The organism is Streptomyces flavofungini, assembly GCF_014650815.1.
Taxonomy (GTDB): Bacteria; Actinomycetota; Actinomycetes; order Streptomycetales; family Streptomycetaceae; genus Streptomyces; species Streptomyces flavofungini.
On sequence record NZ_BMVR01000014.1, the window covers coordinates 1 to 20,388 of the forward strand.

General features: G+C 69.6%; 15 protein-coding genes. 8 read left to right on the forward strand and 7 right to left on the reverse strand.

Features of this window, described 5'->3' with window-relative positions; translation table 11 throughout:
• Window positions 1-1,144: 1,144 nt before the first annotated feature.
• From IE274_RS30390 to IE274_RS30405, 4 genes are all read left to right on the forward strand, one after another.
• Complete coding sequence (locus tag IE274_RS30390; RefSeq protein WP_190119140.1) at window positions 1,145-1,789, forward strand: N-acetylmuramoyl-L-alanine amidase; 645 nt, start codon at window positions 1,145-1,147, stop codon at window positions 1,787-1,789.
• 181 nt (window positions 1,790-1,970) lie between these two features.
• Window positions 1,971-3,251 (forward strand): GAF domain-containing protein, encoded by a 1,281-nt coding sequence (locus IE274_RS30395; RefSeq protein ID WP_190119141.1) that lies wholly within the window; start codon window positions 1,971-1,973, stop codon window positions 3,249-3,251.
• Between the two features lie 218 nt (window positions 3,252-3,469).
• Window positions 3,470-4,993 (forward strand): acetaldehyde dehydrogenase ExaC, encoded by a 1,524-nt coding sequence (exaC, locus tag IE274_RS30400; protein ID WP_190119142.1) that lies wholly within the window; start codon window positions 3,470-3,472, stop codon window positions 4,991-4,993.
• Window positions 4,994-5,699: 706 nt separating this feature from the next.
• Window positions 5,700-6,104, forward strand: a complete 405-nt coding sequence (locus tag IE274_RS30405; protein ID WP_190119143.1) for an FKBP-type peptidyl-prolyl cis-trans isomerase — start codon at window positions 5,700-5,702, stop codon at window positions 6,102-6,104.
• A gap of 769 nt (window positions 6,105-6,873) precedes the next feature.
• On the opposite strand, the gene IE274_RS30410 is transcribed toward IE274_RS30405, so the two are convergent.
• Window positions 6,874-7,752 (reverse strand): sigma-70 family RNA polymerase sigma factor, encoded by an 879-nt coding sequence (locus IE274_RS30410; RefSeq protein WP_190119144.1) that lies wholly within the window; start codon window positions 7,750-7,752, stop codon window positions 6,874-6,876.
• Between the two features lie 82 nt (window positions 7,753-7,834).
• On the opposite strand from IE274_RS30410, the gene IE274_RS30415 reads away from it, so the two are divergent.
• Both IE274_RS30415 and IE274_RS30420 read left to right on the forward strand, forming a co-directional pair.
• A complete protein-coding gene (locus tag IE274_RS30415; RefSeq protein ID WP_190119145.1) occupies window positions 7,835-8,284 on the forward strand; it encodes a carboxymuconolactone decarboxylase family protein in 450 nt (149 codons plus the stop codon).
• Between the two features lie 170 nt (window positions 8,285-8,454).
• Window positions 8,455-8,757, forward strand: a complete 303-nt coding sequence (locus IE274_RS30420) for a hypothetical protein (protein WP_190119146.1) — start codon at window positions 8,455-8,457, stop codon at window positions 8,755-8,757.
• Between the two features lie 81 nt (window positions 8,758-8,838).
• Here the strand turns inward: IE274_RS30420 and IE274_RS30425 are convergent, their stop codons facing one another.
• Window positions 8,839-10,242 (reverse strand): MFS transporter, encoded by a 1,404-nt coding sequence (locus IE274_RS30425; protein WP_190119147.1) that lies wholly within the window; start codon window positions 10,240-10,242, stop codon window positions 8,839-8,841.
• 314 nt (window positions 10,243-10,556) lie between these two features.
• On the opposite strand from IE274_RS30425, the gene IE274_RS30430 reads away from it, so the two are divergent.
• Window positions 10,557-12,245, forward strand: coding sequence for a SulP family inorganic anion transporter (locus tag IE274_RS30430; protein ID WP_229909908.1), 1,689 nt, complete (start codon window positions 10,557-10,559; stop codon window positions 12,243-12,245).
• Window positions 12,246-12,329: 84 nt separating this feature from the next.
• Window positions 12,330-12,827, forward strand: a complete 498-nt coding sequence (locus IE274_RS30435) for a DUF7144 family membrane protein (protein ID WP_190119149.1) — start codon at window positions 12,330-12,332, stop codon at window positions 12,825-12,827.
• Here the strand turns inward: IE274_RS30435 and IE274_RS30440 are convergent.
• The 5 genes from IE274_RS30440 to IE274_RS30460 form a co-directional block, all read right to left on the reverse strand.
• Window positions 12,809-14,173 (reverse strand): diacylglycerol/lipid kinase family protein, encoded by a 1,365-nt coding sequence (locus IE274_RS30440; protein WP_190119150.1) that lies wholly within the window; start codon window positions 14,171-14,173, stop codon window positions 12,809-12,811. The genes IE274_RS30435 and IE274_RS30440 overlap by 19 nt on opposite strands.
• Window positions 14,142-15,626 (reverse strand): alpha-amylase family protein, encoded by a 1,485-nt coding sequence (locus IE274_RS30445; RefSeq protein ID WP_190119151.1) that lies wholly within the window; start codon window positions 15,624-15,626, stop codon window positions 14,142-14,144. The genes IE274_RS30440 and IE274_RS30445 overlap by 32 nt, the downstream gene beginning before the upstream one ends.
• Complete coding sequence (locus IE274_RS30450; protein ID WP_229909909.1) at window positions 15,623-18,322, reverse strand: MGH1-like glycoside hydrolase domain-containing protein; 2,700 nt, start codon at window positions 18,320-18,322, stop codon at window positions 15,623-15,625. The genes IE274_RS30445 and IE274_RS30450 overlap by 4 nt, the downstream gene beginning before the upstream one ends.
• A 132-nt stretch (window positions 18,323-18,454) precedes the next feature.
• Window positions 18,455-18,964 (reverse strand): hypothetical protein, encoded by a 510-nt coding sequence (locus tag IE274_RS30455; RefSeq protein ID WP_190119152.1) that lies wholly within the window; start codon window positions 18,962-18,964, stop codon window positions 18,455-18,457.
• A complete protein-coding gene (locus tag IE274_RS30460) occupies window positions 18,961-20,343 on the reverse strand; it encodes a hypothetical protein (RefSeq protein WP_190119153.1) in 1,383 nt (460 codons plus the stop codon). The genes IE274_RS30455 and IE274_RS30460 overlap by 4 nt, the downstream gene beginning before the upstream one ends.
• Window positions 20,344-20,388 lie beyond the last annotated feature (45 nt).

Consider the following 20,388-nt stretch of genomic DNA (forward strand, 5'->3'; position numbering starts at 1 on the left):
CCATCGCCCAGGCCGCCCTTGCCCTCAACAACGCCTGGCGACCTTGAACGTTGCGGAAACCTCAGTGACGGTGCACAGCCGGATCGGCGCCGGATGTCAGCTTCTGCGAAGTCTCATGCACCGTCACGCCCCCGCCCATCCGCATCCGGATGCGCCCGCAGCCGCACACCGCCTGCCTCGCATCTACCGCTTTGACCCGATGAGGTTCCCCCTGCGAACAGACGGTGCACTCGCAGCGGGCCGGGCAAACCGCCGACAGCCGCGGTTACTTCCCGCGTCGCAAGTCGAGCTGCGTCACACCGTTACAGCCGTAGCTACAGAGCCTGTCCGGCACTGCCCTCGGGATTGCCCAGCGGGGCGGGGCGTTTTGTCGTCCGATGCGGACGGCACTCTCCCTCCCTCACCTCTTCGTGCCGCCGTGCCGCAGTCCCGCAGTCCCGCAGTCCCGCAGTCCCGCCGAGTTTGCGCCCTCACCCCTACCTCAAACGAGAACCAACCCCATCGACACTCGCCGGGGAATTCCTTTCGAGCTCACGTGAATGCCACCGGTTTAGCCCAATGGCAGGACTGCGTACGCGCCTTCAGTTCCGCTCCGCCGACAGGGCGACCCGTCCGCTGCGACCGCCGTGGGTGAATGCGGGGTTCCGCTCGCCGCCGCCAATGATTCCGGCGTATCCCCCACACGAGTGGCCGACTTATCCACACTCGCCGTGCCGTGCACAGATGTGGCTCCGGCTCTTCCACCTCAACCGACCAGGCCCGTAACGTAATTCACGTGACGTCACCAGCCCGCCGATGACGGGAGGGGAGCGCGGCCGCACGGACGAAGGCGAACCCACCGGATCACCACATGAGTTCATGCGGGGACGGCTCGGACAAACGAACCCGGACCGCGCACAAACGACTCAGGAAAGGGCCCAGACGAACAACTCAAGACCTACGCGAAACCCAGCACATGCAGCCGAGGAGGGGGCAGGAATTTCGCCTACCTCTCCCTGGACGCCCACCCATTCCCCACTCACACTGTGCATGCGCTGCACCCCGCCCCTCTCCCCAATCCCCCCACCACGGCCCCGCGCGCCACCGCCCTCCACCGAGGAACCGTGCCGTCCAGCTGCTCCCCCCACCGAGAGGCAGAACAGCCATGGATCGAGCAAAAGACCAAGCGAAGGACACGCCACAGGACGAAACACCAGCACGGACACCCGGCCCGGGCAGGCGCCGGATCCTGCAGGGTGCCGCTCTCGCCGCCATCCCCTCCGCACTCCTGACGGCCCGTCCGGCCACCGCACAAGCACGAGCCGTCGACTACCCCCTGGCCGAGTCAGTGCCGGCCAGCACCTCCAACTACACCGCCGCCAACCGTCCCACGACCTATCCAGTCGACTACGTGATCATCCACGTCACGCAGGAGACCTATGCCGACACACTCGCCATCTTCAAGAACCCGGCGAAGAAGGTCTCCGCTCACTATGTCGTCCGCTCGGCGGACGGGCACATCGCGCAGTGCGTCCGCGAACGCAACGTCGCCTGGCACGCCGGAAACTGGAGCTACAACACACGCAGCATCGGCATCGAGCACGAAGGGTGGGTGGACCAGCCGGAGTACTTCACCGACGAGATGTACGAACAGTCCGCAGCCCTGACCGCGTCGATCTGCAAGAAGTACGGCATCCCGAGGGACCGTGAGCACATCATCGGCCACGTCGAGGTTCCGGGCACGGATCACACCGACCCCGGCAAGTACTGGGACTGGTCGCGCTACATACGCCTGGTGAACTTCGCCTGATCGCGCCACCGGCAGCCCGACCGCGCAGCGGCCGACGACAGCAGAGGACCAGCACGGGACCCGGCCGGGGACCCGTCACAGAGTGGTCGAGGATCAGCCGACGTCAGTGCACGGACGCTTGTCGGCTTGAGTTCCCGGGGTGACGATGGCAGCACCGCATCGCCGCCCCGGGAGGACCGAGTTGACCGATCCATGGGTAGCTCTGGAGTTCGGCACCGACCCGGCCGAGCGGGTCCGGACGATGCGGAGCGCACATGAGCGGTTCACGGCGGCGGGCACCGTCACACGCCCCGTGCGCTCCGTGGTGGCCGAGTCCTGGCGCCGCTCGGTGCGGGCGCGGGTCAGCCCGGAGGACACCGGGGCGTCGGTCGAGATGACGGCCGGGGACCTGGGGGCGTATCGGGCGGAGCATCCGCTGTCCCGGGTGATGCCGGTGTTCCGCGAGTTGATGGGCGGCTTCGCCAAGGACGGGGAGCATCTGCTGGCGGTGTGCGACGCGCACGGCAGGCTGCTGTGGGTCGAGGGGCACCCCGCCACCCGACTGCGGGCGGGGCGGATGAACTTCGTCCCGGGCGCGCGGTGGGCGGAGTCGGCGATGGGGACGAACGCGCCGGGGACGGCGGTCGCCGTGGGCCGGCCGGTGCAGGTGTTCGCGGCGGAGCATTTCGTGCGCAGGGTTCAGCCGTGGACATGTGCGGCCGCCCCCGTGCACGACCCCCGCTCCGGCCGACTGCTCGGGGCCGTCGACATCACCGGTGGCGACGGCCTGGCGCACCCGCACAGCCTGGCGTTCGTGCAGGCCGTGGCGCGGGCGGCGGAGTCCCAACTGGCGCTGTTGGCCCCGCCGGTGGAGGCAGACGGCACGCTGGAGCTGAGGGCGCTCGGGCGGGATGAGGCGCTGCTGGTCGCGAGCGGCCGCAAGGTGCGGCTGAGTCGGCGGCACAGCGAGATCGTGGTGCTGCTCGCCCGGCATCCGGAGGGGCTGACGGGTGATGAGTTGCTGTGCGCGCTGTACGAGGACGAGTCGGTGACGCCGGTGACGTTGCGGGCGGAGCTGGCGCGGCTGCGGCAGGTGCTCGGGCCCGAGCTGTTGCGGTCGCGGCCGTACCGCCTGGCGGTGCGGGTCACGTCGGATGTGGATGTGGTGGAGCGGCGGCTGGGGTGCGGGGCGGTGACGGCGGCTGTGTCCGGGTACGCGGGGCCGCTGCTGCCGGGGTCGCAGGCGCCGGCCGTGGTGCGGTTGCGGCGGCGGCTGGCCGACCAGGTGCGGGCGGTGCTCATCGCGCGCGGGGACCCCGACCTCCTGTCGGACTGGGTGCACGCGCCGTGGGGCGAGGACGACGCGGAGGCGTGGCGGGCGCTGGCGGCGGTGCGGCCGACGGCGCCCGTGGTGGCGAGGCTGCGGTCCCTCGACAGCGAGCTGACGGCCGACGCGGCGGACACCACCTGCCGTCGCCCCTAGCCGTGCCCTCAACCTGAGGTCCCGGGCAACGCCCACACCCCCAGGCCCCGCGAGCGAGGGCATCGCCCCTGGGCACAGGGGTAGCGCCAGCGCCCTCGGCACACGTTCGCACCGTGGTGTCTCATCGGTGGCGCGCAACGTACTTGCAACCTCCGTGTCTCTAACCTCCGGCGGAGAGCTGCCCAATGGCGGGCGGCGTGTCCGGGGAGGCAGTCAAGATGGCCCGTTACGCAGCGCCCGGTACGGAGGGCGCAGTCGTCGCCTATGAGGCCCGGTACGACCACTTCATCGGCGGGGAGTATGTGGCGCCGGCGCGGGGGCAGTACTTCGAGAACCCGAGCCCGGTGAACGGGCAGCCGTTCACCGAGATCGCCCGGGGCACGGCCGAGGACGTGGAGCGCGCCCTGGACGCGGCACACGCGGCGGCGCCCGCGTGGGGGCGTACGTCCGTGGGTGAGCGCGCGGCCATCCTGAGGCAGATCGCCGACCGCATGGAGGCCGGTCTCGAAGCCCTCGCGGTGGCGGAGAGCTGGGAGAACGGCAAGCCGGTGCGGGAGACGCTGGCCGCCGACATTCCGCTGGCCATCGACCACTTCCGCTACTTCGCGGGAGTGATCCGCGCGCAGGAGGGCTCGCTCAGCGAGGTCGACGACGACACCATCGCGTACCACTTCCACGAGCCGCTGGGCGTGGTGGCGCAGATCATTCCGTGGAACTTCCCGATCCTGATGGCGACGTGGAAGCTGGCGCCCGCCCTCGCCGCCGGGAACACGGTCGTCCTGAAGCCCGCCGAGCAGACCCCGGCGTCGATCCATGTGTGGCTGAGCCTGGTCAGCGACCTGTTGCCGCCCGGTGTGGTGAACGTCGTCAACGGCTTCGGCGTGGAGGCGGGCAAGCCGCTCGCGTCCAGTCCGCGTGTCGCGAAGGTCGCCTTCACCGGGGAGACGACGACGGGGCGGCTGATCATGCAGTACGCCTCGGAGAACATCAAGCCGGTGACGTTGGAGCTCGGCGGCAAGAGCCCGAACATCTTCTTCGACGACGTGTGGGCCGCCGACGACGACTTCCGCGACAAGGCGCTCGAGGGCTTCACCATGTTCGCGCTCAACCAGGGTGAGGTGTGTACGTGTCCGTCGCGGGCGCTGATCCAGCGCGGTCACTACAGCGAGTTCCTGGAGGCGGCGATCGCCAGGACCGAGGCGATCAAGCCGGGGCACCCGCTCGACACGGGCACGATGATCGGCGCGCAGGCGTCCAACGACCAGTTGGAGAAGATCCTCTCGTACCTGGACATCGGTCAGCAGGAGGGCGCCAAGGTCCTGACGGGCGGACAGCGCATCGAGTACGACGGTGAGTTGGCGGGCGGCTGGTACGTGCAGCCCACCATCTTCGAGGGCGACAACCGGATGCGGATCTTCCAGGAGGAGATCTTCGGCCCGGTCGTCTCGGTCACGTCGTTCAACGACTTCGACGACGCCATCAAGATCGCCAACGACTCGCTGTACGGCCTGGGGGCCGGGGTGTGGACGCGGGACATCAACACCGCGTACCGCGCGGGCCGTTCGATCCAGGCGGGCCGCGTATGGACGAACTGCTACCACGCGTATCCGGCGCACGCGGCATTCGGTGGCTACAAGCAGTCCGGCATCGGCCGTGAGACGCACAAGATGATGCTGGAGCACTACCAGCAGACGAAGAACCTCTTGGTGTCGTACTCGCCGCAGAAACTCGACTTCTTCTAAGGACACGAGAAAAGGCGCCTGACACGGGCTTTTACCCGTCAGGCGCCTTCCGCTCGGCCCGCTCAGCCTAGGGACCGATTTACGTGATAACTCCCAGTTCCCCCACCGTTATCCCGCTCCCGACCAGCTGTTCCGGACCAGTCACGGACCAAGACCCCGGCTCACCCCGCAGGCGCCACGCCCTGGGGCCGTGTTCCGGTTCGATCGCATGCTCCAAGGCCGCTCACCACTGCCTGGCAGTTACGGTACAAGCTCCAGCCAGAGCTTTCCCGACAGACGATCACCAGTTCTGCGGGGCGAGATCGGCCCACGTATGTGGCCGTGTGAGCGCGCCGGGTCGTGTGTGAAGTGAGCCGCACACCAAAGCATCACGTCTGTTTCGACCAGAGCCTCGGCGGGCGAGCGCAGGGAGTCCAGGCGTGCTCGGGACAGCTGAGGATCGGTGGTGAAGGTCTGGCCGTCGTCGAGTTCGGCGGAAGCGTCGGCACTCTGCAACAGCTCATGGCCGCGTTCTGTGACGCGGGGACGAAATCGTCTTCGCTTGGCGCTCGTGGGACGGGGGCACCGAGCGGCGTTGCCAGCAGCATGGGAAGTGGCCTCCAGGCGGATTCGGCATTCCCGGTAGCGTGTCCATCTGCCGCATGGGGTGTCCATGTGTCCGGCCGGCCCGTGCGGAGGGCATTCGGCGGAGAGCGATGAGGATGCAATGAGTGAACTGACGAAGCCCGAGGTCGACGTCCCGGAGGGCGACGCGCCTACCGAGTTGGCCATCCGGGACCTGGTCGTCGGGGACGGGGCCGAGGCGAAGCCGGGCGTGGTGGTCAGGGTCCACTACGTCGGGGTGACCTTCGAGTCCGGGAAGGAGTTCGATGCCTCCTGGGACCGGGGCCAGCCGTTCAAGTTCGCCCTGGGCAGTGGCAGAGTCATCAAGGGCTGGGACCGGGGGGTGAAGGGGATGAGGGTCGGCGGCCGCCGCGAGATCATCATTCCCCCGCGTCTCGGCTACGGCAAACAGTCGCCATCACCGTTGATCCCGGCGGGCTCGACCCTTGTCTTCGTGGTGGACCTGCTGGACTTGTATTCCAGCACAGCCGGGTGGAGCAACACCTAGCTCTCCTGCGCGCGACTGCGCTACCTACGACGTCTGCCGCTTCGTGGATGGCGTTTCGTCTCTCCTGTCGGCAGGCCGTCTCGGCCTCACCGGCACGGAAGGGACCGTCGCATCCTTCCCGGGCGCTTCTCCAGAACCCGCTGGGAGTGGCCGCGCCTGGCGGCACGCTGCCGTCAATGACCACCGCACGGTTTCCCTGCGGGTGTTCCCGCATCAGGGCCAGGTCGACGCCGTCGGCCGTCGGCTTGCTCTGACAGGCCGTGGCGGAGGTTGGCGCGGGTCAGCACCAACTCAGCCGTCGGAATCGAGGCCTCACCCGGGCAGCCGAGGCAGCGGTCACCACTCGGCGGACGCTTGGGGGATTCCGCTGACCCGTGCTTGCCCGACCGGCCCCGCTCCCCCTCTGCGCCCCAAGCCTGCCTTCCCCAGCGCCACACGCGCCAAGATCCGGACCATCTCCGAAACCCCCCGGGAGCCACAGCTACCAGCGATTGTGCCGGTCAGGCCGGGTGCTGCCGCTGTACCGCCAGCACACCAAGTACCTCTTGGTGTCGTACTCGCGCCGCAGAAGCGGAGCTTCTTCTAGGGGCACGTGTCGCGGTTTCTCTCGCGCACCCTCGTGAAGCTCCCGCAAGGGCCTCAAGACCAATCGCGGGACCCGCTCGTCGCCTTCGGCGTCCCCAATCGCCGGACGGGCTCGTTGATGTCGAGCCCGTCCGGCGTTTGGTCTTCAGGCCATCAAGTGCCGGTTGACAAGCGCAGCAGGGACTCACGCAGGATCCGGGAGGTCCATCAGCGTGAGCTTGGCCGGGTCGATCACGGCCGTGATGCCGGTGATCCGGCCGTCGGCGACGGTGAACGCGAGGACCGAGAGCGGGGCACCGTCCTCGCGCCAGGACATGACCCCCGGACGGCCGTTGACGAGCACCGCCCGCCCGTGAGTGGCCGCGTCGGCGGACAGTCGCGCGCCGGTTGCGACCTGGGTGGCGCCGAGGGTGACGACCACGCCGGACGGGGTGTCGACGGTCAGTTTCACCTCGGGGTCGAGGACCCGCAGCAACTCCTCGAAGTCGCCGCGGCGAGCCGCCGCCAGGAAGGCCTGGACCACCTCTCGCTGCTCCCGTCCGACGTCGATCGGTCGCTCGATCGTCCGCACCTTTCTGCGGGCGCGGCTGGCGAGCATCTTGGTGGCGGCGGTGGACCTGCCGAGGATCTGGGCGATTTCGTCGAACGGCACCGCGAACAGGTCGTGCAGCACGAACGCCAGTCGCTCGCTGGGCCGGAGCGACTCCAGGACGACGAGGAGCGCGAGCCCGACCGAGTCAGCGAGCACTGCGTCGTCCTCGGGGGCGGGACCGTCGTCGAGTGTCACCACGAGTTCGGACGAGCCGTCGTCGTAGGAGGCCTCCGGGCGGGCCTGTCGCGACCGCAGGACATCGAGGCTGATCCGGCCGACCACCGTGGTCAGCCAGCCGGCCAGGTTGTGGATGGCCGCCGCGTCCTGGCGGGAGAGCCGCAGCCAGGCCTCCTGGACCACGTCCTCGGCATCCGCGTGCGATCCGAGCATGCGGTGGGCGACCGCGCGCAGCCGCTCGCGCTGGGCCTGGAACGCCTCGGCCATCGGGTCCGTCGGCCTTGTCTCGGACATGTTGTTACCTTCCTCGGGACTGCTCCGTCATGGGGATGACGGGCCCGCACGGGCTCAGGTAACCGATGAAGGAGCAGGACCGATGGAAGCACGCATGACAAGCCCGGCCAATCCCGATGTGATCACGGCAATCCAGCACCTCTACCAGGCGATTCACGCCGGGGGCGTCGACCAGCGGCTGCTGTCGCTGGTCCACCTGCGCGCCAGCCAGATCAACGGCTGCAGCCCCTGCGTATTCGCCACGATCCAGCCGGCGAAGAAGGCCGGTGAGACAGAGGAGCGGCTGCACAACGTGGTCGCGTGGCGCGAGACACCCTTCTACACCGAGCAGGAACGGGCCGCTCTCGCCCTGACCGAGGCCGCCACCCGGATCCAGGACGGCGCACCGGGCGTGACCGACGACATCTGGGACACCGCCGCCGACCACTTCACCCAGGAACAACTGGGCGCGATCACCCTGGAGATCGCGCTGACCAACTTCTTCAACCGGATCAACCGCACGATCCGGGAGCAGGCCGGCAAGACCTGGTGAGCCGGGCGGGGCGTCATCCCTCGGAGGCCGCGCCTGCCCGACGCCAAGGGATGACGCCCCCAAGATGTCGGGACGCTGTAAAGAAGTCGGGACGCCGTTCAGTACGGCCTCGTTCAGTAGTGTGTCAAGTAACCCGATTCGGTGAGCGATCAGTGAGAGGGATGAAGGCGATGAAGGCGTGCACCAGAGGCCAACTGGCTGTCGCAGGAGTCGTCCTGTCCGTCCTCGTGGTGGGCTCGCCCCTGGCTGTGGCCGACTCGAGCGCCCAGGCCAAGTTCTTCACGGGCGGTGGCCGCGGGCCGACAGCCGCTGTGGCGATTCAGAGTGCCGTCTGGGACGCGGAGGCGTCGGCCGGCGCCGAGCAGCTCTACACCTGCACGCTCGCCGGCGAGCCCCTCGTGTTCGAGAGCTTCAACGATCCCCACTTCGGCCACGTGTTCCGCGCCGAGGCGACCGTCGGCTGCACGCCCTGAGCGTCCACGCTCCTACCAGCCGATGCCCGGGATGCCGACTCCCCGGCCCTGACGCACCTCAGCAGTCGCCACGGCCCACCCTCATCGGGACCCCGTCTCCCGGGGAAGCATCGCCGCCGCGACGAACCCGCCGAGTCCGATGACGCCAAGGACGATCAGGGCGGCGGCATACGCGCCGACGGCCGGGTCGGCGACGATGACGGTGCCGGCGACCGCCGTGCCGAGCGCGGAACCAAGGTTGGACACGCTGCGAGAAAGACCTGAGATCTCGCTCTGCTGCTCCTCGGGGAAGCTCGACTGCACCACATTGACCGAAGGGGTCAGCATGACACCGAGTCCCAGACCGACCAGGAGCAGACCGGGCACCAGGGCCCAGGGGCTCGGCGAACCGCTCGCCAGGCCGAGGAGGACGCCGATTCCGCCGACGGTGAGCGCGAAGCCCACCATGATGAGGGACCGCTGCGCATAACGCTTCGCGAGGCGTTCGGCGCCGAGCGACGCCACGAGGAGACCGGCCGTGGCCGCCGTGAAGATCGCCCCGGTGCGGATCGCGTCGTACCCGCGCACCACCTGCAGGTAGGCGGACACCACGAAAGACACCCCCATGAGCACCAGCCATTGGGTGTGCTGGGTGACCAGGCCGAGGTTGGACGTCAGGTCACGGAACAAGCTCGTCGAAAGGAGTGGTTCCACGCCGGAGCGCTCTTTGGCGCGCGTCCACCGGAAGAACCACAGCAGCATCAGCACGCCGATCAGCAGCAGAGCGGCCATGAGCCAGGCGTTGTCGTCGGCCGCGAGGATTCCCATGACGAGGCAGACGAGGCCGACGGCCGAGAGGACCGCTCCACCGGTGTCGAAGTCGCGCGTCGGGTCCGGGGGCAGCGGGTCCTCGATCCGTCGGGCGAGCACGATGATCACTACGATCACGAGTGCCTGGAAGACGAAGGCCGCACGCCAGCTGAGTGCCGAACTGATGAGTCCGCCGATCAGCGGGCCCGCAGCGGCGCCGATGCCGCCGAGGGCCATGATCGCCCCGAACGCACGGGCGCGGGAGACGACTTCGGTGAACAGCAGCGTGGCGAGGATGTAGACGGGCGGGATCAGCAGGGCCGTGCCGATGCCCTCCAGAATCGAGTTGCCGAGGATGAGGACGCCGAGACCGGGCGCGGCGGCGCTGAGCAGGGCGCCGACGCCGTACACGGCGAGACCCGCCATGAGACACCGCTTCCGGCCGTAGCGGTCGGTCAGTTTGCCTCCCGGAATCATCAGCGCCGCCATCACGAGCAGGAAGACGGTGATCGCGATCTGCACCCCTTGCACGGTGGTGTCGAGGTCCTCGCTGATGTCGTTGATCATCACGTTCATGTTGGAACCGGCGAAGCTGCAGATGAACTGCGCCAGGGCGAGCGGTGCGAGCACCTGCCGGGCCGTGCTCGGTGCACGGCCTGAACCGCTTGCTCCAGTGGACGTGGGCGGCACAGTCATCACCTCGTCTCCGCTCGTAGTCGTCAAGACGTATGGAACCGGCCCCCGCCACACGGCACACGGGTGGGCCGGACGCCGTTCATCCTCGTGAGCCGCCGGGCCCGAGTCGTCACCCCCTGAGGGTGACGACTCGGGCCCCCGCCCAGGAGCAGGATCCTCGGACGCAGATGTGCGTCACCACACCAGCCCCGGAGACGGAGGCCCTTCCATGGCCACCATGACCGCGCCACACCGCCGCTCGACGACCCCGCGCGCGGCGACCGCCTGATGTCGGCCACCGGCGCGTGGTGACCGTGCGCGGCACACCGCCCGGCGTGCGGACGCTCTCGGACTACCGCCGTGAGTGGCTCGTCAAGGACGTCGTCGCGGGCGTCGTCCTCACCACTCTGCTGGTGCCGCAGGGCATGGCGTACGCGGAACTGGCGGGCCTGCCTCCGATCACCGGCCTGTACACCTCCGTGCTGTGCCTCCTGGCCTACGCCGTCTTCGGTCCGTCACGGATCCTGGTGCTCGGTCCTGACTCCTCGCTCGGCCCGATGATCGCGGCGACGATCCTGCCCCTGATCGCCGCCGACGGGGACCCCGAACGGGCGGTCGCGCTCGCCTCCGTACTCGCGCTGATGGTCGGGGCGATCACGCTCCTGGCCGGAGTGGCGAAACTTGGCTTCATCGCCGATCTGATCTCCAAGCCCACCATGATCGGTTACATGAACGGCCTGGCCCTGACCATCTTGATCGGCCAGTTGCCGAAGCTGTTCGGCTTCAGCACGGACGCCGACGGGCTGATCGGTGAAGTGGCCGACTTCGCGAGCGGTGTGGCCGACGGGAAGACGGTGCCCGCGGCCGTGACCGTCGGCTCCCTCGGAATCGTGCTGGTCCTGGTGCTGCAGCGCTGGCTGCCGAAGATCCCGGCCGTGCTCGTGATGGTGCTCCTGGCGATGGGCGCGTCGGCGCTCTTCGACCTGGACGACCACGGCGTACGCCTCGTGGGCGAACTGCCGCAGGGCCTGCCGCCGTTGACGATGCCCGACATCCGTTTCGACGACCTCGCCCCGCTGTCGGTCGGGGCGCTCGGCATCGCTCTGGTGTCGCTCGCCGACACGATCTCCAACGCCTCGGCGTTCGCGGCCCGTTCGGGCCAGGAGGTGCGCGGCAGCGAGGAGATGGTCGCGATCGGCTCGGCGAACCTGGCGGCCGGGCTTTTCCAGGGCTTCCCCGTCAGTACGAGCGGGTCACGGACGGCGGTGGCCGAGCGTGCGGGCGCCAGGACTCAACTGACGGGGATCGTGGGGGCGTTGCTGATCGTTCTCATGCTGGTACTGGTCCCTGGTCTCTTCCGCAGCCTGCCGCAGCCCGCGCTCGCCGCCGTGGTCATCACGGCGTCGCTGTCGCTCGCCGACGGCGCGGGGACCAGGCGGCTGTGGCAGCAGCGCAAGGCGGAGTTCCTGCTGTGCATCGCGGCCTTTCTCGGCGTGGCCCTGCTCGGCGTGCTGGCCGGGATCGCGGTCGCGGTCGGTCTCTCCATCCTCAACGTCTTCCGGCGGGCGTGGTGGCCGTACAACGCGGTCCTCGGACGGGTGCCGGGCGTGGAGGGCTATCACGACATCCGCTCCTACCCGGACGCCGAGCAGCTGCCCGGCCTGGTGATCCACCGCTTCGACGCCCCGCTGTTCTTCGCCAACGCCAAGTCCTTCCGGGGCGAGGTGCTGCGCCTTGCCCGCGGTGAGCCGCCACCCCGCTGGATCCTGATCGCAGCCGAGCCCGTGACCGACGTGGACACCACTGCCGCCGACGTGCTGGAGGACCTGGACCGGACGCTCAACGAGCTCGGCATCAACCTGGTGTTCGCCGAGCTCAAGGATCCGGTGCGGCGCAAGGTCGAACGCTACGAGCTGACCCGCACCATCGACCCGGGCCACTTCTTCCCCACCGTCGAAGCGGCCGTCGCGGCGTTCCGCGAGGAGACCGGCACGGACGCGGAGTGGACGCCCGGTCCGCGGTGACCGAAGGAAGCTCATCCTCTGGGGGTGAGCCGCGCGGACAGACCGGACGGGATGCTCTGAGCCCAGAGAACAGGAGGCCCACACATGGCTGAGCAGACTCCCACCGGAAAGACTCCCACCGGACAGTTCCCCCCGAGCTCACGTCGGACCGGCTCCGGCGCACCGGAGCCCGAGCCCCGCGTCCACCTGATCACCATCGGCGGTGTGGTGTTCGCCGTGTGCATCCTGGCCATCATCGGCCTGTTCCACATGATCGCGGGCCTTGCCACGGTCCTCGACCACAACTTCGCCCGCCAACAGGACGACTACACCTACGACTTGGACGTCGCCTGGCGGGGCTGGATCCAGATGGTCTCCGGCGCCGTCGTCCTGGTGGCGGCGTTCCTCATCTTCAGCGGCCGCACCTGGGCGCGCGTGGTCGGCATCGCCGTCGCGGGGCTCAGTGCGCTGGAGAACTTCATCTTCACCCCGTACCACCTGGCGTGGTCCGCGATCCTCATCTTCCTCGACGTCCTGGTGATCTGGTCCCTGGCGGTGTACGGGCACCGAGAGGCCCACAAGGTCTACGGGGCGCCTCTGTAGGCGAGTCGGCCGAGCAGCCGCCAGTCGAGCGGTGGACGGGCCCGGCGCACGCCCGGGCGGCTCCGGGGCACGAGCACCCGTAGAGCCAGCGGCCGTACCTCGCAGCGCACGGGGACGCGCAGCCGCAGAGCCTCACCGTCGAGGCCGACGGGAATCCACTCCCGGTCGGCCTCGACGACGACGTCCGTCGCGGTCGCCCGCGTCGTACCGGTGGACCGTCGGCCCCGCAGCAGCCCCGCGGCCTGCGCGGCGCTGGAGACGCTCACTCCGACGCAGCCCAGCTCACCGCTGTCCAGTCGCGCACGGCGCCCCAGGCCCGCGAAGTCGCCGGTGCCGTACGGGTTGTTGCTCACCAGCAGGGCCTGCGGCGCGGAGAACGTGTGCGCCCCGGCTCGGGCGGTGAGACATGCGCCTTCGTGGCCCTGCAGCAGATCGGGAAGCAGTTCCAGGGTGGTGCGCGTCTTGCCGTCGCGGTAGGCGGGGCTCTGCACGACCTCGGCGTAGGCCCCGAACGACACGTTGTTGACGAACGGCCTGCCGGCCGCGCGGCCGAGGTCGACGCGGAGCTCCACGCCGTCGCGCAGCGCGTCCAGCGCCTTGGCCGGGTCGTCGCGGTCGAGGCCCAGGTCGAGCGCGAAGTGGTTGCGGGTACCCGCCGGGATCACCAGGAAGGGGAGACCGAGCGAGGCGGCCACGTCGGCGACCAGCGCCTGGGTGCCGTCGCCACCGGCGACCCCGAGCAGGTCGGCGCCCTCCGCCGCGGCTTTGCGGGCCGCGTCGGCCACGTCGATCTCGACGGGCCCCTCAAGGAGCAGTACCTCGGCGCCCAGGGCCTCGGCCTTCTCGCGCAGGGCGAACCGGTTGACCTTGCCGCCGCCCGAGCGTGGATTCATGATCAGGAAAGGGTGCCGGACCTCGGACGCCGGATGCTCCGCCATCGGGGCCGACTCGCGCGACGAGGCCGTGGCAGCGGAAGCCGCCCGCCGCATCAGGGCGGCGCGGCCGGTGCCGGCCGCGACCAGCCACAGCGCGCCCGACACCGCCACGACCCACGTCAGATGGGCCCGGGTGTACGCCAGGAGGACCCAGGCCGGGGCGGCGAGCGCGAGGGCCACGGACAGGACGCGCAGCACACCTCGGCGGGTGAGGATCCACCAGACCGCCGCGGCCGTGACCGCCGTTCCGATGAGTCCGACGAGCAACAGCCCGAAGGTCCGTAGTCCCGCGAACGCGACAGGCACCACCACGGCCGCCGCGGCGCCTGCCAGTGACGCGCGCGCGAGCCACCTCGTCGAGCGAGGGGCACCACCCCGCTCAACCACGGCCCGCCTCGACCGAGAAGACATGGCTCCCCCATGCGTCGAGATCGACGTAGAGGCCGGGGGCGAGCAGTTCGTCGCCTTCGCGCTCGTACCGCGCCCCGTCCGCCAGGTCGCTCAACTGCCAGACAGCACCGGACAGTTCCGTCCATGGCAGCCGGATCCTGGCCTGCGCACGCTGGTCGGACAGGTTGACCACGATCACGTGCCGGCCCGCCTCGCCCGACCAGCACCACGCGAGCAACGACCGGTGGGTGGGGTTGTCGGGCCAGCCGTCGCAGCTCAGGAGTCGCCAGTCGCCCGTACGCATACGGCTCTTGTGCACGCGCGCGAGGAGCTGCTCGTGGAAGACCCGCTGCGGGTCGTCCGGCGTCTCGTCGGGACGACGCGTCAGGAAGACGGGCAGGTGGGTGCGGCGCCCGGTGAACTGGCCCTCGTGCCACAGCGTGGCGCCGGGCAGGGTGGCGATCAGTGTGGCCGCGGCCCGTTCCTTGGCGGGGCCGAGGGTCTGGGCGGCGCGTGGTTCGTCGTGGTTCTCCAGGAAGCGGACGAGGTGGCGCTGGTAGTCGATGTCCGCCTGGAGGTGGCCTCGCACCGACTCCGGGCTCTCATGGACGATCCGGTCGTAGAGACGCTTGTCGTAGCAGAAGTCGAAGCCCTGCTCCTTGAGCTGCCATTCGAGGTCCCAGTAGGCCTCGGCGACGAAGGTCATGCCGGGCCGCTGCTCGCGTACGGCGGTGAGGACCGTCGGCCAGAAGTCCCGCGTCGGGACCGGTCCGGCCCGCTCGCCCCAGGTCCTGCCGAAGACGTCGTTCATCATCAGCATCGCCATGTCGCAGCGGACCCCGTCGCAGATGCCGCCGATGCGCCGCAGCACGTCGGTGGTCCCTTCGCGCAACGAGTCGCTGTACGCGTTGAGTTGGACGACGTCGGGCCAGGGCGCGAAGAAGGGGTCACGGCCGCGCGCGTACACGGTGCCGCCGGTTTCGTAGTACGCGGCCGGATCGCGCTCCAGGTCGTCCCGGGTGCCCCGCACGAAGTAGTCGGGGTGCTCGGTGAGCCAAGGGCTGTCCGGTGCCACGTGGTTGGGCACGTAGTCGAGGAGGAGCCCGATGCCGCGCCGGTCCAGTTCCGCCCTCGCCACGGCGAGCCCGTCGGGGCCGCCGATGCGCTCGTCGACGGCGTAGCGGCGGATGCAGTACGGGGATCCGACGATGTCGTCCTCGCCGACGTCCGGCAGCGCGCCGGTGAAGGCGGCCCGGAGTGAGGGGTCGGCAAGGGCGATGCCCAGGCCTTCGGCGCTGCGTTCCCACACGCCCATCAGCCAGACGGCGTCGACGCCGTGCGGGGTGATCTCGTCCCAGGCGTCCTTCGACACATCGCCCAGACCGACGGGACGGCCGGTACGACGCTCCAACTCCTTGAGCCACACCCAGGTGTTGACCTCGTGGATCACGGGTTGCGGCGGCAGCGCGCTCATGATGCCCGCCCTCCGGGTCGAGAGAGAATGTCCTCGGCCGACAGGCGCCCGAAGACAACCATCAGGGTGGCGACCAGGCCGGTCCAGCCGGTCTGGTGGGCGGCGCCGATGCCAGCGCCGTTGTCGCCGTGGAAGTACTCGTGGAAGGCGATCAGGTCCCGCCAGTGCGGGTCGCTCTGGAACTTCTCCTGGCCCCCGTAGACCGGGCGGCGCCCGTCCTCGTCGCGCAGGAAGATGCGGCCGAGCCGGGCGGAGATCTCCTTGGCGACCTCGAAGAGGTTCAGCTGGGTGCCGGATCCTGTCGGGCATTCGACGGTGAAGTCGTCGCCGTAGAAGGCGTAGAGGTTGAGCAGGGCGCGGATGACGAGGGCGTTCATCGGGAACCACACGGGGCCCCGCCAGTTGGAGTTGCCGCCGAACATGCCGGAGTCCGACTCCGCGGGGAGGTAGCCGACGCGCAGCTCCTCGCCGTGCACGTAGAAGCTGTACGGGTGCTCCGCGTGGTAGCGGGAGAGGGCCCTGATGCCGTACGGGCTGAGGAACTCCTCCTCGTCGAGGAGGTGCCCGAGGACCCGGATCAGCTTCTTCTCGTCGACGACCGACAGCAGCCGCGCACCATCCGCCTTGCCCGCCTGTGCCGCCGCGAGGGTCGTGTTCAGGGACGGGTGCCGGCGCCCGAACTCCCGCAGGCGTTCGGTGATGTGGGGGATTCCGCTGAGCTGGTCGGACCGGAACACGGTCGCCGCGCACAGCGGCAGCAGGCCCACCATGGAGCGGACCTTGAGGCGTGTCGCCGAGCCGTCGGGCAGGCGCAGCACGTCGTAGAAGAATCCGTCCTCCTCGTCCCAGAGTTCGTCGCCCTGCTCGCCGATGCGGTCCATGGACGCGGAGATCCACAGGAAGTGTTCGGCGAACTTGACGATGAGTTCCTCGTACGCGGGATCCTCCTGGGCCAGTTCGACGGCGATCTGCAGCATGGTCTGGCAGTAGAGCGCCATCCAGGCCGTGCCGTCGGCCTGTTCGAGCTGGCCACCGGTGGGCAGAGCGGCGCTGCGATCGAAGACGCCGATGTTGTCGAGGCCGAGGAAGCCGCCCTGGAAGACGTTGCGGCCGTTCGGGTCCTTGCGGTTGACCCACCAGGTGAAGTTGGTGAGCAGCTTCTGGAAGGTGCGTGCCAGGAAGGCGTGGTCGGAGTGGCCTGTCAGGCGCTCCTCGATCATGTTCACGAAGTGCGCGGCCCAGGCGTGCACGGGCGGGTTGACGTCCCCGAAGTTCCACTCGTACGCCGGGATCTGGCCGTTGGGGTGCAAGTAGGCGTCGTTGAGGAGCAGTTCGAGCTGCTGCTTGGCGAAGCCCGTGTCGACCACGGCGAGCGCCACGGTGTGGAACGCCAGGTCCCAGGCGGCGAACCAGGGGTACTCCCACTTGTCCGGCATGGACACGATGGAGTCGCTGATCATGTGGAACCACTCGCGGTTGCGGACGCCGTGCGCCTCGGGGCTCCATGGATCGAGGCCGTGCTCGGCCAGCCACTGCTCCAGGTCGAAGTAGTAGTACTGCTTGCTCCACAGCATCCCGGCGAGGGCCTGGCGCAGGACCCGTGCCTCGTCCTCGCCGAGCGAGGGCGGGGTCAGCGCGGCGTAGAAGTCGTCGGCTTCCTTGACACGGTCGCGCAGCACGGAGTCGAATCCACGCCCCAGGGAGATGTCCGCCCCCTCGGGCGCGAGCCGCAGGCGGACGGACGCCGAGCCGCCCGCGGGCACGGTGAGCGTGTAGTGGGCGGCGGCCTTCGTGCCCGTCCGCTCGGGATTCACGGCGCCGCTCTCGCCGTCGACGACGCAGCGGCCGATGCCGTCCTTGACGTACGGCGAGGCGTTGGCCGAGCCGAAGAGCCGCTCGTGGTTGGTCTCGTTCTCGGTGAACAGGAGGGGCACGTCACCCTCGACGTGCAGTTCGTGGACGCCGAGTTCGGGGTGCGTCGCGCGGATGACCGACGTGCCCTCGGCACCCCCGACGGCGGTCAGTTCGGGTTTGGGCGCGCCGTCCGCCCAGGACCAGGTGTTGCGGAACCAGAGCGTCGGCAGCAGGTGGAGCGGGGCGTCTTCGGGGCCGCGGTTCTCGGCGGTGATCCGGATCAGTACGTCGTCGAGGTCCGCCTTGGCGTATTCGACGGTCACGTCGAAGTAGCGGTCGTCGTCGAAGATCCCGGTGTCGAGCAGTTCGTACTCGAACTCCGCACGGCTGCGAGCGCCGTTGGTGGCGAGGAGATCGTCGTACGGGAACTCGCCCTGCGGGTACTTGTACTGGTAGCGCATGTACGAGTGGGTGGGCGTGCTGTCGAGGTAGAAGTAGTACTCCTTGACGTCCTCCCCGTGGTTGCCCTCGCTGTTGGTGAGCCCGTACGCCCGCTCCTTGAGGATCGGGTCGCGGCCGTTCCACAGGGCAAGGGCCAGGCAGAGTCGCTGCTTGTCGTCGCTGATGCCGCCGAGGCCGTCCTCGCCCCAGCGGTAGGCGCGGGAGCGCGCGTGGTCGTGCGGGAAGTAGGACCAGGCGTCGCCGTTGTCGCTGTAGTCCTCGCGGACCGTGCCCCATTGCCGCTCACTGAGGTACGGGCCCCAGCGCCGCCATGCCGCGCCTTCCTGGCCGGTCAGCGCGGTGCGCTGCTGTTCCGTGCGGGCCTTCCTCTGCGCGTTCATTCGGCGTCCTCCCTGCCGGTTGCCTGCGCTGCCTCGTCCTGCGCACGGCCTGTGCGCGGCCCTGCTGGAGCGCAGCTTTCCGCCTCGGCCCGCGCCCTGCCTCACCTGCCGGGGGTGACATCCGCGGGGCCGCTAACCGTGGGTCAGGGATTTGAAGTTGGCGAGCACGACACCGACCGCGGCCGCGGCGGTGCCGGTCAGCAGGGCGTTCGTTCGCGACCGCCCGGAGAGTCCGCGTGCCGCGCAGCAGAACACGAACAGGAGGATCAGCGTGACCCAGCGGGAGAGCGTGAAGGCCAGGCGTTCGGCGAAGAGTCCGAAACCGGCGAGCACGAAGAAGAGGAGGGGCGCGACCACCGCCGTGAACGCGGCGGAGCGCTCCGCGACGGTCCGCCGCCACTCGGCCCGCGTGGGCGGGCGGCCGCGCTCCACTTCCTGCCCGATGAGCGAGGCGAAGGCCTCGGCTGCCACGATGCCGGTGAGCGTGGCCGCGAGGAGCAGCGCGGTCTCGAACGCGGGCGGCGGGTAGTCCTCCAGGGCCAGCAGGATCGACAGGACGACGATGCAGCCGTACACGCCCCGCGCGGCGAGCAGCCCGGCCGTCGCCACGACGAGCCCGCCGCGCCGCCCCCTTGGAGTCACCCCGGGGCTCCCGAGGGGACGCCGGGCTTCTCGACGGTCTCTTCCTGCTCCGTCTCCTCGGGCTCGGCCGAGCGCGCGAGGAGGGTGACGAGCAGGACGTATCCGCCGAGCAGCGCCGCCAGGACGAGCAGGGCGGTCCACGAGGAGAACAGCAGGGCCAGGACGGCGGCCACCACGACGCCCCCGACGCGCAGCGCGTCGACGTGCCGGTGGGCCAACGTCCTCAACCCGCCGCTGGTCGCCACCTGTTGGGTGGTACTAGAGGTGAACCGTCCGGTGGCCTTGGCCCCTTGGGCCGCGTACCGGCGCAGTACCTTGGGCAGGCGCCCCGGACCGACGAGATAGGCGAGGACGGCGAGAACGATGCCGAGCCAGAGCAGCTGGGTGCCCCGTTCGCGCAGGGTGGCGAACACTGTGTACAGGGCGGCCTGCACACCGTCGTGGTAGACGCCCTCCGGGAGCCCCGAGAGGAGCTGGTCCCGTACCGCGCGGATCACGCTGGTCAGCACCGTCACGGAGATGACGAGCCACAGGCCGAGCTGAAGTACCGTGCGGCGGCGGTTCGGTGAGATCCACAGCGCGGCGCCGAGCAGTACGAAGGTGCCGATGACCAGGCCGACCACGCCTCGCTTGAAGAGGAGCACGGCGTCCTGGAGCGGGCCGAGCTTGTCCCGGTCGTACAGGGTGATCTGCCCGAAGTCGGCGGGCAGCGTCACGCCGAGCGCGTTCTCGATCCTGTCGTGCAGGCCCGGCGGGATCTCCCCCGTGCCGATCTCCGGGAGGTCGAGCTTCTTGCCGAAGAGCGTGGGCAGTTGCTCCTCGACGGCCTTCAGGACGTCGTTCATGAGCGGCAACAGGTTCAGCGTCACCGTGGTGCCTTCCACCGACACGTTCTCTGCCCGGTCCTCCAGGACGGCGACGATGCGGTCGTGCGCGGTGCGGTTCGTCCGCTCCCACAGCGACTGGAACTTGTCCGTCCCGAGGAGTTCGGAGACCTTGTCGCGCACGAAGTCCCGTACGGCTCCGTTGACCGGCACGGCCAGGAACGACGCCTTGGGCGGCAGCGCCTCGGACAGGCGCGCCTCGACGTTCAGCTTGCCGTAGACCTCGTCGGTGAGGAACTTCGTCACCGCGGCGTGCACCTCAGGGTCCTGCGGCAGCGGCCCGACCGTCGCGACCCAGCGGTCCGTGTTCAGGGTGGTCCGCGCGCCCCAGACGCCGATCACCGAGGCGACCGTGCAGAAGCCGACCAGGGCGATGAGCACAGCGGCGATGGTCCTGCGGACGGTGAGCCCGAAGCCCCGTCGCCGGGAGCGCGCCGCCGCCTCGGCGCGCAGAACGGCGATTTCCTCCCGCAGTTGCTCCACTTCGCTTGGCATGGCTCCCCCTCTGACGCGGCGCCGAGCGGCTGCGCGCCGTCGGCG

Bases quoted from the DNA above. Each gene is read 5' to 3' on its own strand.
- IE274_RS30390 (WP_190119140.1), top strand. From the start codon at position 1,145: ATGGATCGAGCAAAAGACCAAGCGAAGGACACGCCACAGGACGAAACA.
- exaC (WP_190119142.1), top strand. From the start codon at position 3,470: ATGGCCCGTTACGCAGCGCCCGGTACGGAGGGCGCAGTCGTCGCCTAT.
- IE274_RS30405 (WP_190119143.1), top strand. From the start codon at position 5,700: ATGAGTGAACTGACGAAGCCCGAGGTCGACGTCCCGGAGGGCGACGCG.
- IE274_RS30410 (WP_190119144.1), bottom strand. From the start codon at position 7,752: ATGTCCGAGACAAGGCCGACGGACCCGATGGCCGAGGCGTTCCAGGCC.
- IE274_RS30415 (WP_190119145.1), top strand. From the start codon at position 7,835: ATGGAAGCACGCATGACAAGCCCGGCCAATCCCGATGTGATCACGGCA.
- IE274_RS30420 (WP_190119146.1), top strand. From the start codon at position 8,455: ATGAAGGCGTGCACCAGAGGCCAACTGGCTGTCGCAGGAGTCGTCCTG.
- IE274_RS30425 (WP_190119147.1), bottom strand. From the start codon at position 10,242: ATGACTGTGCCGCCCACGTCCACTGGAGCAAGCGGTTCAGGCCGTGCA.
- IE274_RS30435 (WP_190119149.1), top strand. From the start codon at position 12,330: ATGGCTGAGCAGACTCCCACCGGAAAGACTCCCACCGGACAGTTCCCC.
- IE274_RS30440 (WP_190119150.1), bottom strand. From the start codon at position 14,173: ATGTCTTCTCGGTCGAGGCGGGCCGTGGTTGAGCGGGGTGGTGCCCCT.
- IE274_RS30445 (WP_190119151.1), bottom strand. From the start codon at position 15,626: ATGAGCGCGCTGCCGCCGCAACCCGTGATCCACGAGGTCAACACCTGG.
- IE274_RS30450 (WP_229909909.1), bottom strand. From the start codon at position 18,322: ATGAACGCGCAGAGGAAGGCCCGCACGGAACAGCAGCGCACCGCGCTG.
- IE274_RS30460 (WP_190119153.1), bottom strand. From the start codon at position 20,343: ATGCCAAGCGAAGTGGAGCAACTGCGGGAGGAAATCGCCGTTCTGCGC.